A 16,710-nucleotide genomic window follows, 5' to 3' on the forward strand; every position below is an offset into this window, starting at 1 on the left:
ACGCCGACTTGATCCAGCGAAACCGATGGCACCGGGGCTTTGTCCCGGTGCCATTTTCGTTTAGATCGAAGCGGTTCTGCTGCGGCTACGAGTTCGGGAAAGATCAAGGCGCCACTGGGCAGGGCGCCGGTCATCGGGCACCCCGCACTGTTGCAAGGGGCTTCATGCGCTTTTGGACACTTTGCCGTCTTTTGGCTCTCGTCCCCGTCGGCTTCGGGCTTGCACCGCTCGGGCAGGCTCTCGGCGCTGCTGCAGAGCTGGGCGTCCGCCACCGCATCGACGTGATGGTCTCCGCGGAGCCTGACGCTCCTGTCTTGTCGCGCCTCAAGGGAGCCAAGGGCGAGCTGTCGTTCACGGTCCGGCTGTCGGCGAACTCCAAGGAGAGCAAGTTCTTCGGAATGCTGCGCCCGTCCTTCCCGGATATCGTTGTCCCCGATGGTGCGGGAAAGCCGCTGGTCCAGCAGACCAAGCTATGGGAGGAGGAGGTCTGCCATCAGCGCCGCGGCCTGCCTAAAGTCACGGTGACGCAGCTCGGCGGGCATTTCGGCGAGGGGGAGGGGCGGATCGAGATTTCGGCCATCAACCGGCATATCGGCGTCCTGGTCCCGCCCGACGAATTGACCCCTGGAATAAAACTCGATCCGGGCAGTGATAGCTTTGGAGTATTCTTGGCATTCCGGGCGCAGACCCGGAACAGCCGCCTCAATGTGGATCTGAAGATCTATCCGATCGATTGCTTCCTCTAAGCCCAAGAGCAAGGCTCGCCTCAAGAAAGCACGATGCGCCTTTGGCCTCCCAATATCAGCTGGTTCAGGATTCGTTGGTCATGGAGCCTGCCCGCGACCTTCATCCTGTTCTTTGTGGTGGCCGGCGCGCCGTTTCCGTTCGGCTCGACCAATGATCTGTCGATCGCATTCTGGTGCCTGTGCCTCGGGGTAGCGGTGATCGTCGCGCCGACGCGCGATCTGCGGGCACCGCATCTGTGGCTACTCGCCGGCATCGGCGTGATCGTTGCGGCTTACGCCTTCGTGCTGCACGAGCAGCTCTCCGACCATCCCTGGATTGCGACATTCCAGCCGATCTGGAAGCAGGCCGCGGAGCTGCTGGGCGTGCCGATCGCCCCGTCTGCTTCCATCGTCAAGAACGAGGCGTTCTTCGCGCTCGGCGCGCCGCTCGCCAACATCCTCGCCATCATGCTTGGCATCACCGTCGGGGCCGATCGCGACCGCGCACGCCGCCTGCTCTGGGTGATCGCGATCTCAGGCGCACTCTACGCCCTCTACGGCGTGCTCTCGTTCCTGATCGAGCCCACCATGATCCTGTGGCGGGACAAGACGGCCTATCTCGGCAGCGTCACCGGCACCTTCATCAACCGCAACACGGCGGCGGCCTATTTCGGCTCCTGCGCAGTGATCTGGATGCTGCTGATCCTGGAGGATGTGCGCCGCCGGCTTCCTGAGCGGCACATCGAGTGGAAACGCCTGTCGCTCGATGTGCGGACGATCCCGCCAAAAGAGATCCTGCCGCAGCTTGGCTGCCTGCTGATCTGCCTGATGGCGATGTTCATGACGACCTCGCGTGCCGGCGTCGGCCTGTCGCTGCTCGCGATGATCGTCTCGTTCACGCTCTTCCTCCGAAAAGACCTGCCGCCGCGCACCGGCATCTGGATCTCGCTGGGCTCGGGCCTCGCCGTCGCGCTCGGCCTCTTGCAGCTGCTCGGCGGACGCGTCTCCAGCCGCTTCGACAGCCAGGGCCTGGTCGACGAAGGCCGCATCGAGGCCTGGAAATCGACGCTGCGGATCATCGGCGACAACCCGTGGTTCGGCACAGGCATGGGCACCTTCCAATGGGCCTTTCCGCCGTATCGAAGCCCCAACATCTCGATTCGCGGCGTCTGGGACGCCGCGCATTCGACGCCGCTGGAGCTTGCCTCCGAGGTGGGCATTCCGATGGCGCTGCTGGTGGCGCTCGGCTGGGCCATCATGCTGCTCGTCCTGGCCAGGGGCGTGTTCGGACGCCGGCGCGATGCCATCATCCCGCTGGCGGCGGTGGCGACCGCGACGCTGTCGCTGCTGCATTCGTGCCTCGACTTCACGCTGCAGGTGCCCGGCTACAGCATTCCATTCTTTGCGCTTTTCGGCGCCGGCCTGGCGCAATCCTTCCGCACCAAGGAGGGCCGGGCGATGGCGGAGGCGGGCGCCACCAGGCGGCGAGGCGACGGCCGTCCGACAACCGCTGACGCAGCCCCGAGCCCGGTGCCTCAGCTTCATAAAAGTGTCTAGATTTGAAGCAGTTGCGTCGTTTACGAAGTCTTTAGAATAAGTGGACAGCTGTTTTCTCTTCGGTTAGGTTCCGCACTGCACAGCCATTTGCCCGGGCCGAGGAAGCACATCGGGGCAGCTGATTTTTTGGAGGTTGATTTATGAGCGTTATCAGGATTGCGCTTCGCATGGCTGCCGCCGCGGCCCTCGCCGCGACGATCTCGTCGGCCGCCAGCGCCGCCGTCTACCCGCCGCAGCGCCAGCTGCCGGCCACCGTCATTTCCGACTTCAAGGCTTCCCCCAACAGCCTGCTGCAGCAATATCCGACAGGCGGCCCGCAGCTGATCTCGCGCGTGCGCGACCTCGGCGCCTCCGATCCGACCACGCTTCCCGGCCTGATCGCGCTGTTGAAGGATCCCGCGACCACCAAGGACCAGATGCGCGCGATCGTCGGCGGCCTCGCCCAAATCGCCCGCATGGCCGCACAGTCCGACCAGGCCTTCGCCAATGAGATCCAGGCCGCGATCGCCAACACCGGCAACGCCGACGTGATCGCCGCCTACCAGGCCGCGACCGGCGACGTCGCGATCGCCGCGACCGGCGGCGGCGCGGGCGGCGGTGGCTCCGGCGCAGGTGGGCCGACCGGCAACGCCTTCCCCGGCGGCGGCAATGGCGGCGGCGGTGGCGCCCCGTTCGGCAACAACAGCCACTCCAACAATCCGCCTAACAACCCCGGTGGCGGCGTCGGCGGTACCACCAACGGCCCCGTCAGCCCACGCTGACCGGAACCGGCCCTCTCGGCCGACCCATGACATTTCACGGCAGCGGCGCCCGCGGGCGCCGCTTTGCTTTTGCGCCGTTAAGCTTCCTGCAAAATGTCGCGTAAGACGCGCTGTGCACTGCATCGACCGCGTTCAATTGCAGGCAGGATTGTGCTAGTGGTTCGCCCAGCGCGGGCTTTGGCATCAGATTTGCCCCGGACGCAGCTGGGCTGTTGGCGAACATTAATCCCAAGAACACACATCGATCCATTTTCAGGAATTGCTAGATGTTGCAGGTGAACAAGCCGACCTCGGAGATCAACCGTGATTTCGCCGAGGCCGACGGCTCCCCGTCGCAGACGCTGACCTCCTATCTCGACATCATCAGGCGCCAGTTCCCGACCATGGTCGCGATCGTCTCGGCCTGCGTGATCCTGGCGCTGCTCTATCTCTTCACCGCCGCGCCGCTGTTCACCTCCACGGCGTCGATGGTGATCGACACCCGCAAGGTGCAGCTATTCCAGCAGCAATCCGTGCTCGGCGATATCGCGGTCGATTCTGCGACGGTGGAAACCCAGGTGGAGATCCTGAAATCCGAGAACATCAGCCTCGCGGTAATCCGCGATCTGCATCTCACGGAGGACCCGGAGTTCACCGGCAGCGGCACTGGCCTCCTCGGCGCGATCATGGGCTCGGTCTCCGGCCTGTTCTCCTCCGGCCGCGCGCCGTCGGAGTTCGAGCTGACGCGCAAGGCCCTGGGCGTGTTCGAGAAGAGCCGTACCATCAAGCGTCTCGGCCTCACCTATGTGATGGAGATCGGCTTCACATCGCGTGACCCCCAGAAGGCCGCGCGCATCGCCAACGCCATCGCGGACGCCTACATCGTCGACCAGCTCGAGGCGAAGTACCAGGCCACCCGTCGTGCCAGCGTGTGGCTGCAGGACCGCATCAAGGAGCTGCGCACCCAGGCTTCCGCCGCACAGAAGGCTGTGGTGGACTTCAAGATCGCCAACAACATCGTCGACAGCGGCGGCAGGTTGATGAACGAGCAGCAGCTCGCCGAGGTCAACAGCCAGCTGGTGATGGCGCATGCATCCACTGCTGAAGCCAAGGCGCGGATGGATCGCATCAACGATATCCTCAAGCAGGACGTTCCGGACGCCAACGTCACCGACGCGCTGAAGAATGACACCATCGTCAAGCTGCGCGGGCAATATGTCGACATGGCCTCCAAGGAATCGATCTGGTCAGCCAAATACGGCCGCGATCATCTTGCCGCGGTGAATCTGCGCACTCAGATGGCGGAGATCAAGAAGAACATCCAGGACGAGCTCAGGCGCATCCAGGAATCCTACAAGAGCGACTACGACATCGCGCAGACCCGCGAAGAGGCGATCAAGTCGAGCCTTGCCAACGTCGTCTCGGAATCGCAGCTCACCAACCAGGCGCAGATCCAGCTCCGCGAGCTCGAGAGCACCGCGCAGTCCTATCAGGCGATGTACGACAATTTCCTCCAGCGCTACATGGAAAGCGTCCAGCAGCAATCGTTCCCGATCACCGAGGCGCGCGTGATCAGCGCCGCGACCGCGCCGCTGGTCAAGAGCGCTCCGAAGACGCTGGTCATCTTGGCCGGTGCGCTGCTCGGCGGCCTGATGCTGGGCCTCGGTGCTGCCTTGGCGCGCGAGTTCTCCGACAAGGTGTTCCGCACCACCGGCCAGGTCGAAGAGCAACTCGGCAGCAATTGCGTCGCCATCCTGCCGGCCCTCGGCGTACCCGCGTCCGCCACAGCGTTTCCCGGCAAGCTCGGCCGCAAGAAGAATAACCCTGAGCCGGATCTGCTCCGGTACGTCGTCGACAATCCGCTCTCGCGCTTCTCGGAGGCGGTGCGCTCGTTGAAGGTGGCGATCGACCTCAACTCCATCGTGCGCGAGAACCGCGTGCTGGCGGTGACCTCGACCCTGCCCAACGAGGGCAAGAGCACGCTCTCGACCAACCTTGCGCAGCTCATCGCCCATGGCGGTGCGCGAGTGATCCTGGTGGACGCCGATTTGCGCAATCCCTCGCTGTCCCGTGCCTTGCTGCCCGATGCGAAAGCCGGCCTTGTCGATGTCGTCGCGCACAAGGCGCAACTCGATGATGTCGTCAGCATCGATCCGCAGACCAAGCTCGCGATCCTGCCAGCCGGCACCACGTCGAAGCTGCTGCACACCAACGAGGTGCTGGCGTCCAAGCCGATGCGCGACCTCGTGGCGCTGCTGCGTGCGAAATATGATTATGTGGTGCTCGACATGCCGCCGATGGCGCCGGTGGTGGACGTGCGCGTGACCTCGCCCTTCGTCGACTCCTTCGTGTTCGTGGTGGAGTGGGGCAAGACCAAGATCGACGTCGTTCGCCACAATCTGCGCGGCGCACCAGAGATCCACGACAAACTTTTGGGCGTGGTGCTGAACAAGGCCGACACAAAGCTGTTATCGCGCTACGAGTCCTATCACGGACGATACTACTACCAGAAATATTACGCCCGTTATGGCTACGTGGAATAGCAGTCAGGTTCCGTTATGCTGAGGAGCTTGGCAAGCAAGCGTCTCGAAGTATGGCTTCGAGGGTTACTGCTATTTCTCGGCCTTTCGGGCGTGATCTGGACTGCAAATACTCTGCCGATATTCTGGGCAGCGGTGCCAGCGAAAGACGTGGCGGCGCGCATCCAGGTCGGAGACCGCTTCAAATCGGGAGCCATTAGCGACGTGCTGGCATCAATGCAGGCCGCTTCCGAGCCGGTCATCCAGCGCGGTGACGTGCGGCGCGCGGAAGCGCTAATGCGGCTTCGGATCGCCGAAGAAGCGGTGGGACGAATGGCGCTGGGTGAGGCTGACCGCGAAGCAGCCGCAGCGGCTGATCGGCTAAAGTTTGCCTTGGCCCTCGATCCGGCCGATTCCTTTCTATGGCTGATGCTCTATTTCCTAGAAATTAGACGCAATGGCTTCGACGCCAGGACGGTTGATTTTCTCAATCAGTCCTACGCTGCTGGTCCGCTAGAGGGCTGGATTGCGCTACACCGTAATAGGCCAGCCCTCGCGGCATTTTCGAGTTTGGACGAGGCTCTGCGTGCGAAGGTGTTAGCGGAATTTGCGACGCTCGTAGACAGCGGCTTTGTGGAAGCTGCCGCAATCAACCTAGTGGAGGTTGGCTGGGAGCAGAGACATCGCCTTCTTGCGAGTCTTGCGAACACTGATATGGCTCCGCGAGAAGCCCTTGCGAAGAGATTGTCGCGAGAGGGCCTCAAGGTTAGTGTGCCAGGTATCGAAATGAATGAGAGACTATGGCGTTGATGATCAAGAGCTTGATCCGAGCAGGGTTTACGCTCGCTATCTGGCCGGCTCTGCAGCCTGCGTACGGACAATCGAGCGCTCCGAACGTTCCTAGACTTACAATGCAAGGTGCTGCGGAACGATCGGGTACAGCAGTTATACGGGATGCGCTAGGACGTCAGTGCTTGGATGTAGAGGCAGCTGCAAGAGCCCACGCCGTCAACCGTGATGTTCTCGATCACGTCGTAAGCGTTAAGAATGATTGTGCAAAAACCATCAAGGTGAAAGTCTGTTATTTGAACTCGGACAGATGCAACTCGTTCGATGTTCAGGGATTCAAACGAGTGGATACGATACTCGGGACGATGACAAAAATAACGACGTTTCGATACTCACTCAGCCAGAAATAACAATCCCCGGATTCGACGGTGGCGCTGTTTCAAGATCAAGCCCGGTAATCCGCTGAAGTTCTGCTTTGATATCTTCAGGCCTGGTCAGATGAGAAGTCGCAACCTGAAGCTCGGTGATTTTTGCGCCGACGAGGAAGCGGTACCAAAATCCCTGTAACACGTGATAAATTAGCCCCTCTCTTCCGTCGAGAAAGCCAACTCTGGCAAAATATCGATAGAGAAAATAGGCGAGCGTGCTGATTTGGAATGGGATTTTGTTGTAGACTTGTTCCTTTACGTAGCGCTTTGCAGCGGCCTGAAGTGAGCTTTTTTCGACCGACATGCTTTCCGGTGTGGGCATGAAGTGGAGTCGCTGATTCAGAGCGTCGACAGCCTCACGCGTGGCATATTTGTTGTGCTTGTCAGTGAAGAACGTCAAATTATTCAGATTGTGATCGGAAAAACCTCCCACGAAGGTCACGGTTCTTCCCTCACGAACGATCATGTGCTCGTCCATCCACCTGTCTTCTATTTCAGCGAGGCCGCGTCGCCAAATTCGCAAAAGCACGAGAATTCCACGGCCGCCGTAGTTGATGGTGCGGTTCATGAAAACAAGTTTGCGGCGCAAATTTATCCCAGTGACGTCGGAGGGTAATGACGGCAATTTGCTTGCAATTTCATTTGCAAGATCCGGTTCTATGATCTCGTCAGCGTCGAGTCGCATAATCCAGTTTGATGTGATCGGCGCATTCTGCAGTGCCCACTGGAATTGCTTTGCGTAGTTCACAAATCGGTTCTGAAGGACCGTGGCGCCATGCGCTTTAGCAATCTCCACGGTGTCGTCAGTCGAAAAGGAATCGACCACAAATATTTCGTTAGCAACATCCTTGATGTGCCTTATCGCTCGCGCAAGGTGGATCGATTCATTGTGGGTTAGTATGACTACGGCTAGATCGGCCATTGGAAAATCTCGGGGTCACCTAAGGTGTGCTTGTGGATCGTCCAAAAGACGCTTGCGCTGCCGAAGTGGTTGCGCCGGGTTGCCTGAATATACGACCCAAGGTTGTAGGTCCCGGAAGGTACAGGCGCGAGCTCCGAGAACAGCTCCGTCTCCAATGTTGACGCCTGGTCCCACAAAAGCTTCGGCAGCAATCCAAGCCCGCGCACCGATCTCGATCGGTTTTGTCTTCAGCTGAAAGTTGATATCATCAATATCGTGGGTGCCTGCACAGAGATGGCTTCCTTGGGAAGCTAATGAATAATCTCCGAATCTGATCCTCGCCATACAATAGACGTTGACTCGAGGTCCGATACAGGCGTGATGCCCGATTTCCAAGTGAGGAGGATACCAGACCCTCGCACTGCCGTATACCACCGCTGTTGCAGCAACCTTGGCGCCAAAGCAACGCAGCAAGAAGCGTCGCCACGGATTAAGGAAAGGGGGAGTCCATGAAGCCAGCAGCCGCCACACAGCATTCCAAACAAAACGTAGTAGGCGGTTTTCGAACGTGAAGCTGGGACCGCCTTCCGTTGGTCTCACGCTACTGGCGTCAAGGACGTCCATCCGAAATTCCCTTGTGAAACACATCAAGCAAGGTCACGACGCTTTGCTCGACATTAAACCGCCTGAGAAACGTCTCTCGTGCGTTTCCAGCCATGCTCTGCCGCTCTTCCAAGCTCAAGCTCAGATAGCCTTGCAATAGGGAAAGAACCCCGGCCTGATCATCCGCTGCGATAAGTCCCGCGCCATCTTCCTTGATCTCTCTCCAGATGTTCACCTTGTCCGTGATGAGGACTGGCTTTGCGCAGGCGAGTGCCTCGGCCACCACGATACCGAAATTCTCTTGGTGTGAGGGGAGAACGAATGCCTCGCACCCGTGAAACCCGCCCCACTTCTGATCACCCTCAAGCATGCCAGGCCAGTGAATCCGATCCGCAACGCCAGCGGAATCGGCTTGCTGCTTCAGTCGATTTACCCAGTCGGAATGACCCGGGCCAGCTATGACCAAGTCGAGATCAGGCGCAGAGGACGCAATCTTTGCGAAAGCGTCGATGAGCAAATCACAACCCTTCTTCGGATGAATACGACTCAGAAACAGTAAGAATTTGCGACTCCCTAGGGCAGGGAGGCCGTCGCGAAAGGCGGCAACCTGAATGTGGGGGGAGCCGGCTACATCACTCGTGCCATAGCCAACCACAAATTCTCGAACGCGGTAGGGCCAAAACGCATTACGAGCAAGTAATCGCTCTTCTTCACAGGTAAAGAGCACTCCATTGGCGTTGCGAAGTAATGGCCCTTCATTAAACCACCAGGAGAGCTGCTTAAATGCGGTCTTTATCGGATATTCCTTCCGAAACCATGGATCGAGCATGCCATGTGTAAAGACGAAATAGGGAACGCTTAGGCCGGGCAACACTCTGCTCGCGCCAGTTGAGGAGTAATTCCAGAGTCCATTGACGATGACGATATCATAGTCTGGCGCGTAGCGCCTGAGCCATGGCACCAGCTTCGGGGCAAACCCATAGTGGATCCACGGCAGTCGGTCTCGACGCCGTCTCTCCTCCATCGGGACAGATCCAAGCGGGAAAATACGAAGCGGGAAATCCCTCACCCATGGATCATCGGGATGATCAAGAGTAGCAACCTCGCGAAAATGACCGAATTTCTCAAGCGCCTTCGACGAGCGAATGATGCCCTCGATGGGGCCGCCGCTTCGTGGATCGGCCGTAGCAATAATGTGAAGAATTCTCAAGACGCGCTTCTGAGCAGCCCCAGACGGCTGTTCTAAACTCTCTTTTTTCGATCGACCGAATAGCACGATTGAAAAACAACTGCTACATGAAAATAAGCTTCATCAAATAGGCTAAATCTCTGTACGACGCCATTGCATCGTATCAATTTAGTAAACGCGAGGAGCCCATGTTATCTGACCGTCAGGGTCTTGCCAATACGACGCGAGTTCGGCAGCTTCTACTCGCCCGCAATCGGCACTCTCGATCAGCATTCATCTGCCTTGGGCTCTTGTTCTTAGCAGGTGCGCTCCAATATGCCTCCGTCGCGTTTTCCGAAGCCGGAGCTGGCGTTGCCTATTGGCGGTTCGAGAGCCGCGCGCTCGATGACTCGGGAATGCTGCGCTACGTCAAGGATGCCGCCCTTCTGACCTTCGGTATTTATTGGCCCGTCCGCCTTTCCATCGGGAGGGAAGGGCGCAATCTACGCAGCTTCTTTCAGTTATACACGCTTTGGTTGATGCTCGTGCTGTTTTTGGGCACGATATCGTATGTCTTTGGGGACGGCTTCCTGCCATTCCTCACAGCGGGCCTTAGATGGTTGCTGCTCCTCCACGCCAGCGTGGGAGTCGGCCTAATGGTTTTTGTGCTGCGGTCGTCGGCTGCAAGCCAGCGACTCGCTTTGCTCCTTCTGATCTCCGTGTGCTTGCTAGACTTGATTCCCTTAGCTTCGCAGCTTCTAGGGGCCGGACTTGCCAATGTAACTGTCCTTCGCTTGCCTGGTATGTTTAGCAATGCAGGCACCGCAGGGTATTTCGCAATTGCTACATCCGTGGTCGCGTATTCAGCGAAAAAGTCGGGCATTGCACCACGGACGATGTTGATGATGTTGAGCTTAGCAATCGGTGCCGCATCTGGAACGCGGTTTGCTATTATTGCAAATTTGGCTCTGATGGCGGCGCTCTATCTCGGGGCTGAGAAATCGTTGCTGCGTCCAACCTTTCGTACATATCTTGGTCTAGGCGTGGTCGCTCCTTTGCTAATTGTCGCGGCAATTGCATTGATTGGCTTCACCGGTCGAGGCGACATCCTAGAGCAACAACTCTCCGAAGGGGGGCGGATATCTAACCTTCAGGTTGTGATTGATGAAATCGGACGGGGTGACTCGGTTGACATCTTATTTGGTCGAGGAATTGGTGTAGGGACAAATACCGCTCAGGGTCTAGCGGATGCGCTGCATATCAATGCGACCTCAGTGAAATGGAATATTCTGATTGATAACACGATCCTCACGACGTTTTTCCAGTTCGGACTATTTGGTTCGTTTGTTTTCTGGATGGGCTTATTCTTCCTGCTCAGGCCGCTGATCTGCCGACAAGCCACGATCATCCTGCTCGTTTTAGCTTTGGGACTTGTCACGCAAAATATGTTCGAGCAATACTTCCTGATGCTTGCATTTGCCGCAGGATTGGCAGCAGTGAGACAGGATGCAGCCGGTATCGCAGGAGAAGGTCGTGGTCACGCGTCGCGAATTTCTACAGGGGGCGGCCGGTTCTTCGATCGGAGATCAACTCTCCGGAGTTACCCGGGCTAACCTCAAAGACTCCATCGGCCTGGAGACACTTACTAGTTTGATCCTGTCAGGATTTTCATCGCCCGGCGATCGTGGGGCCGGCGCTCTATACGTCCGAGGAAATAAGGACGGGCCTCTCGCTGTACGCGATGCCTCGGGAAACTGGTGGAATTTGGCTCCAGCTTCGAATGAAGTTTGGGCCGGATGGTTTGGCGTATTGGGGAATGCGGACGATACAATTGCGTTGCAACTTGCAATAGACTACGTGGCTCAGTCTCCTGAAGGGGGGACGGTCCGCGTTGCCGCTGGACGATACAACATCGCTGCTCGGAGTGGCTACACGGATATTGGCGCGCATGATGATGGTGTACTGGGGCACGATGAAGCGCGTCGGCTCGCCCCTGAGCCAATTGATCGTCAAGCGTTTGCCATTTGTCTGAGAGACAAGGTCCGTCTCGTTGGCGAGTTTGGAACTGTATTTCAGGGCTCTTATACTTTCGGAGCTGCGAGTGCGGATGAAATTGCGTGCTTAGCGACTCATGCGTCGCCAGTCGTGCAGGATATTGGTATCGAACAAATTACGTTTCGAAACTATTTCTTCGCGTTCGCCGCCCCAGCTACAAATCTCCTGTTTGCGAAGTTCACGTCTCTCCGGTTTGAGGACTGTGCAATTGGCATTTATTCGCGCGGATTTGAGCGATGCTATCTGGATGCTCTGTCGGCGCAGGGTACCGGGTGCGTAGTAGCCATTGGAGGGCAATGGTGTTCGCGATCGGATGAATATAACGAAGGGGGAGGTTTCTCGGACAAGACTTACTTCGGAGTGATTCATAACATTTATCAGCGCGTCATGGGGGAAGCCGAGGCCGCTATCGATCAGTATTTTGATCGCGTATTCTACAAGACTCAGAATGAAACAATGAGGCTCGGGCCTCCGGCGCGGGGGCGCTCGATTGTGCGGAGCTTTCGCTACCTCGGTCTTTGCGGGCGCGCCGTGTATCTGATGTCCCGGTACGGACGGCCGAACAATGCGAACACATTTCGGCTAATAAGCCATGCGTACGCTCATCGTGCTGCTCTATGGATTGAAGCGGCGATAGCATGTACGGCGGAAGTAATTTATCTGGAAAGATGTGGGTACCAAGACAACGTCAGGAGAACTGGCCCGATCGGCGTCTCCTTTGTAGATCCATTCCTCGGACCAAAAGTCCGCATTCCTGCCTTCGTCAAGGGGGCGAATTGCCAAATCGATGCGCAACAAGTGGTCTGCGATAAGTTGGCGATAGGGAATGAATTCACGGGTCGCTTCACTTACGCCTCCGATGTTGCTTTTCCCAACAACTTTCATTCGATCAAGGATAACCTCATCGCAAACTCCTTAAGCACTTGGAGCGAGCCTGCTGGGTCTTACGGGCTGACCCTAGTATCATTCGAACTCGAGCCGAATTCCTCCGTAGAACTGGAGGAGAAGCTTGGTCGAATAGCCGGCCCAAGGGCGGCGGCAGTCATCTTTGCATCAGTGCGACAGGGATCGGAGGCGGCGATCTATCTCGTTTCGTTTGATCGAAATCCTGCACGCGCTGGCCAAAGTGCATTGCTCGGCGGTACAGATTTACTGCATTTTGTTAAAGGGGAGCGAGGACAGATTCTGGTTCGAAGCCGCATGCCGGAGAAAAGAATGATTGCAAGTATCTGGGCGCATTGATGCGCTCAGGATCGGCGAAGCTGTAGTATCTTCAAATATCGCATCAGGAAGTTGATGGGCCACAATAGGCCGCCGTGTTCGCGGCAGAATGCCCACCACTCTGCGACCGGAACGCCTTTCGGATGACGCAAGATGAAGCGCCAATTTTGAAAGGTCAATCTGCTGCTCGCCTCTTCGTACTTGCGGTTGCGGCTCTGAAGCGCGACGGGTTCTTTCAACTCCACGATGCGATATCCGGCCTTTCTCGCTCTGTGGCCGTAGTCGTTATCGCCGAACGCATGAGTGTAATGCCGGGAGTTGATGCCTATGTCAGCGACAACGCGAGCAGGAAAGAGAACGCAGTTGCCATTCATCGTGTCGCACTCGGTCTCATCGACCCGAAGTCGCCTCAGGCTCAAGCGCGAAAGCTTGCGAGCGCGTCGATATCCGCCGTAGGTGATTTCACCAGTCTGCGGATCAGCTGTACAGCCAACTACAATCGTTTTTGGGTTTTCAGTCTGCAAGTATAGCGAGAGAAGATCTGTAAGCGCGCTTCGCCGCAAGAGGGTGTCGTCGTTTAACCAGAGAAAGAAATCCGGTCCGGACGCCTGAGCCGCTTGCCAGCTGAGCCTCATGCCACGATTCCAGTAAAGATTTCCATCTCCCTGAATAACCTGGGCATCAGGAAACTCGCGGATTACTGCGTCTGCGGTGCCGTCAGTGGATCCATCATCAACAAGATAGAATCGATAACGAGCGGTTGAGCCGACCGCGTGGGTGACTGATCGCATACTCGCCAGCGTCAGGTCTTTGCGGTTGTGGCATGTCATGAGGACAGCAATGTACGGCTTGTTATCAATGGTCATGATCGATCTTGCGCTGCAAGTGCACTTCGAAGTTTGAGAAACATGGGAATAGCCATGCAGATGACATAGCATCCTATCTGAGCCCATACGCCGCCAGTTATCCCAAAATACGAATATGAAGCGACCTTTGCCGGAAATGCGAGAAACGTAAACACGATCGCGATAGTCGTTTGAAAAGCGTAGAATCGTGCCCCATTCAAATATGCATTGCAAGCATATGACGAAGCTTCAATGACCTTCCAAAAAGCAAGTCCGATGATCAGCGCGCTAGGCGCGGATATCTCATCTCCCACCCACAAGTTGAGAACGGTAGGCATCAAGAGAGTTAACGCGAGTCCCGTCGAGGCAGCCGCTCCGATGCTTACCAACAGGCCCTTCGTAAGAGCCGACTTTGCCCAACCGAAGTCTCTGCGTGCAATCGCTTCGCCAATTGCTGGCCACAACGGGATGAGACCCATTGAGAGTACCATCACGGGTAAGCTCATAATCCGTTCAGGCAACACGTAAGTCGGAACAGATGAGGCCCCTAATATGTGCGAAATCAGAATCGCATCGGAATTGTAAACGAATGCAAACATTGTCTGCATGAGGAAAAACATTGCGCCAACTTTTAGGAGATCGCCGGACAGCCGCAGATCCGCCAGCTTGAGGTGAGGCCTGATCGTTGCACCAGGGCCCCTGAAAAAGGCGACGGAGTTTGCAATATTCACGCAGAGTGGAGCTGCCATGAAAACAAAAACTAGGCCTTCTAGTGGTGCTTTCGCTGCCACGCAATAAAGAAGAGTGCCCAGGGTGAGTAGATTTGAGGCAACCTGCCAAAGGTTCGTCGAAAGTCCCTCTTGCAGTCCCGTCTGGACTTTTTGAATGAGCGAGGCGGGGATGTTAAGGATGAAAAGCACTGCAAAAGCAATGATAGACCGCTGAACATGCAACTGTACGTTTGGATCGCTCGCGGGTATTGCCGAACTGGGAGCATCGAGCGCTAACGCTAACGCCCCTGCTAGCAGAAACAGTATAGCTGTTCCGATAAGGATCAGGTAGCCATTCGTAATTGCTGCTCGAATACCCAGTATGTCTTCCCTGCCATTGGCGGAGGCGATCTGCCCGACGATCCCGTTTCCGATACCGAGATCGGCAAACGACAAAAATATGACCAGTGAGGTAATTGTCGTCCAAAGTCCGAACTGCTCGACGCCTAGGTAATGCAAGAGAATTGGCGTTAGGAGGAGGTTGCCACCAACCGACACGAATCTCGCTATTACAGATGAGGCGGCGGTGAAGGATAGCTTTTTCAGCCTTTTGCCAGCGTGGTCAGATCCGAACCTCATGCGGCGCGCGAGCGGCCCTAACATCGCAAAGAATAACCCGTGGATGGGGCGAGATACCGCACTCATCACACGTTACCAAGTCGATTTTTGGGGAATGACTGCGACGGCAGTTCGAAGCAGAATCCTCACGTCCAACCACAAGCTCCAATTATTGATGTACCACAAATCATACTCCACGCGCTTCTGCATCAGCTCTAGCGTGCGGGTTTCTCCGCGGTAACCATTAACCTGGGCCCAGCCGGTGATGCCGGGCTTGACGTGGTGGCGGAAGGCGTAGTTGCCGATGATCTGCTCATATTCGGTGTTGTGGGCGGCCGCGTGCGGGCGGGGGCCGACCAGCGACATGTCGCCCTTGAGCACGTTGAGAAGCTGCGGCAGCTCGTCGATCGAGGTCTTGCGCAGCCATTTGCCGATTGGCGTGACGCGCGGGTCGTTCTTCTGCGCCTGGATGATGGTCGGGCCGTCCTCCAGCACGCGCATGGTGCGGAATTTGAAGATCTTGAACGCGCGCCCGCCAAAGCCGTGGCGGGTCTGACGGAAGAACACCGGGCCCTTCGAGGTCAGCTTGATCAGGATCGCGGTCACCAGCATCACGGGTGCGAACACCAGCAGCGCAAAGCTCGCCCCGACGAGATCCAGCGCCCGCTTCAGCGCACGTTCGCGAAAGGTCAGCGGAGCGCGGCGCAGCTCGGCGGTGAAGGTGTTGCCGGTGCCTTCAAGCGGATAGCGCAGGAAGCGCGCCGTGTTGGCGTCCGGCACCAGATGCACCGGGACGGGGAGGATCTTCAGCGCGTCCAGGATGCTGTCGATCGCGTGCTGCCGGCTCCAGTTCATCAGCAGGAAGACGTGTTCGATCCGGTTCTCGCGCGCATAAGTGATCAGCTCCTCGAAGCGCGGCGCCTGCGAGGAGAGCAGCAGCGGCGAGGCGAGCTCCTTGGCGGGGATTTCCATGACCCGCATCAGGCGGTAGCCGTGCTGGCCGAGGTCATCGACCGCGTTGGACGAGGTGGCAAGGCCGAACTCGGCGATCATGATGGCGCGGCCGTTGGCGAAAGCGCCGGTGCGCAGGCCATGCGCGGTCCAGCGCGCGGCCGCGGTCTTCCAGGCGAGCAGAACGGCGAGGCCGACCAGATAGAACGAGATGGTGGTGCCGCGGGAGAACTCGTCGCTGACCTTCATCGTGAAGGCGATCGCCAGCAGCGCGCCGAACAGGCCGGTCCACGTCGTCAGCGTCATCCGGAACGTGCGGGCCAAGTCGGTGATGGCTTTCAGGCGATAGCCGTGCTGCACGATGGTCAGGAGGATGAAATTGATTGCGACCAGGACGCTCGCCGCCGCATAGACGTCCGCCTTGCCGAGCGTGCCCGCGGTCGCGATGTGATAGCCGACCGCGCACCCGATCCCGCTGACCACGATCAGCGCCGCATCGACCACGGCCATCAACCGCTCGACAACCACGGGACGCAGCCAGCTCGGCGCATAGCCTGTCGCTGTTGCCGGAGATTGCTCGACCGTACCAATTTCCGTCGCAGAATCAGGGACGGGCACTGGTCGAGTGGAAAGAATTGTCATCTTGCCAAGCCCATTGACGCAAAATTCATTATCCGAACGCGCCGTGCTATCGGTCAAAATCGCTTTTAAAACAAGGCGAAGGGAAAATTAACCTTACCCCAGAAGCTTCATTGTAGCCCATCTCGCCTCGACTGATATGCTAAATTTCACAACCCGTTAGGAAGTTCTCGTTGCCCCGAACCCAGTCCCGGCGGCGGACCCGGCCGAAAGGGAGGCGTTACCTTGCCATTGGCCTCGC

Annotated in this window: 12 protein-coding genes; 7 read left to right on the forward strand and 5 right to left on the reverse strand. The window is 57.7% G+C overall.

The features are described from left to right. Positions 1-8 precede the first annotated feature (8 nt). From XI03_RS33910 to XI03_RS33930, 5 genes are all read left to right on the forward strand, one after another. A complete protein-coding gene (locus XI03_RS33910; RefSeq protein ID WP_271594530.1) occupies positions 9-746 on the forward strand; it encodes a hypothetical protein in 738 nt (245 codons plus the stop codon). A 33-nt stretch (positions 747-779) separates the two neighbouring features. Next, positions 780-2,282: an O-antigen ligase family protein gene (locus tag XI03_RS33915; protein WP_271594531.1), complete on the forward strand. Its 1,503-nt coding sequence runs from the start codon at positions 780-782 to the stop codon at positions 2,280-2,282. Between the two features lie 140 nt (positions 2,283-2,422). After that, positions 2,423-3,043, forward strand: a complete 621-nt coding sequence (locus tag XI03_RS33920) for a hypothetical protein (RefSeq protein WP_271594532.1) — start codon at positions 2,423-2,425, stop codon at positions 3,041-3,043. A gap of 266 nt (positions 3,044-3,309) precedes the next feature. After that, positions 3,310-5,565: a polysaccharide biosynthesis tyrosine autokinase gene (locus XI03_RS33925; protein WP_271594533.1), complete on the forward strand. Its 2,256-nt coding sequence runs from the start codon at positions 3,310-3,312 to the stop codon at positions 5,563-5,565. A gap of 27 nt (positions 5,566-5,592) precedes the next feature. Beyond that, positions 5,593-6,351, forward strand: a complete 759-nt coding sequence (locus XI03_RS33930; protein ID WP_271594534.1) for a hypothetical protein — start codon at positions 5,593-5,595, stop codon at positions 6,349-6,351. A 375-nt stretch (positions 6,352-6,726) separates the two neighbouring features. Here the strand turns inward: XI03_RS33930 and XI03_RS33935 are convergent, their stop codons facing one another. After that, positions 6,727-7,680: a glycosyltransferase family 2 protein gene (locus tag XI03_RS33935; RefSeq protein WP_271594535.1), complete on the reverse strand. Its 954-nt coding sequence runs from the start codon at positions 7,678-7,680 to the stop codon at positions 6,727-6,729. Between the two features lie 589 nt (positions 7,681-8,269). Beyond that, the gene (locus XI03_RS33945; RefSeq protein WP_271594537.1) at positions 8,270-9,472 is read right to left on the reverse strand and encodes a glycosyltransferase; all 1,203 of its coding nucleotides are present in this window, start codon (positions 9,470-9,472) and stop codon (positions 8,270-8,272) included. Between the two features lie 374 nt (positions 9,473-9,846). Here XI03_RS33945 and XI03_RS33950 point away from each other — a divergent pair, with 374 nt between their 5' ends. Together XI03_RS33950 and XI03_RS33955 are read left to right on the forward strand one after the other, a co-directional pair. Further along, on the forward strand, positions 9,847-11,043 hold the full coding sequence (locus tag XI03_RS33950; RefSeq protein WP_271594538.1) for a hypothetical protein: 1,197 nt from the start codon (positions 9,847-9,849) through the stop codon (positions 11,041-11,043). Then, the gene (locus XI03_RS33955) at positions 10,964-12,727 is read left to right on the forward strand and encodes a hypothetical protein (protein WP_271594539.1); all 1,764 of its coding nucleotides are present in this window, start codon (positions 10,964-10,966) and stop codon (positions 12,725-12,727) included. Before XI03_RS33950 ends, XI03_RS33955 begins: the two co-directional genes overlap by 80 nt. 5 nt (positions 12,728-12,732) lie before the next feature. Here the strand turns inward: XI03_RS33955 and XI03_RS33960 are convergent, their stop codons facing one another. From XI03_RS33960 to XI03_RS33970, 3 genes are read right to left on the reverse strand one after another with little or no spacing between them, the layout of a single operon-like run. After that, complete coding sequence (locus tag XI03_RS33960; RefSeq protein WP_271594540.1) at positions 12,733-13,572, reverse strand: glycosyltransferase family 2 protein; 840 nt, start codon at positions 13,570-13,572, stop codon at positions 12,733-12,735. After that, positions 13,569-14,966: a lipopolysaccharide biosynthesis protein gene (locus XI03_RS33965; protein ID WP_271594541.1), complete on the reverse strand. Its 1,398-nt coding sequence runs from the start codon at positions 14,964-14,966 to the stop codon at positions 13,569-13,571. The genes XI03_RS33960 and XI03_RS33965 overlap by 4 nt, the downstream gene beginning before the upstream one ends. Positions 14,967-14,972: 6 nt before the next feature. Further along, positions 14,973-16,340: an undecaprenyl-phosphate glucose phosphotransferase gene (locus XI03_RS33970; RefSeq protein WP_271594542.1), complete on the reverse strand. Its 1,368-nt coding sequence runs from the start codon at positions 16,338-16,340 to the stop codon at positions 14,973-14,975. Between the last annotated feature and the right edge of the window lie 370 nt (positions 16,341-16,710).

This window comes from Bradyrhizobium sp. CCBAU 65884 (assembly GCF_028128835.1).
GTDB lineage: Bacteria > Pseudomonadota > Alphaproteobacteria > Rhizobiales > Xanthobacteraceae > Bradyrhizobium > Bradyrhizobium ottawaense.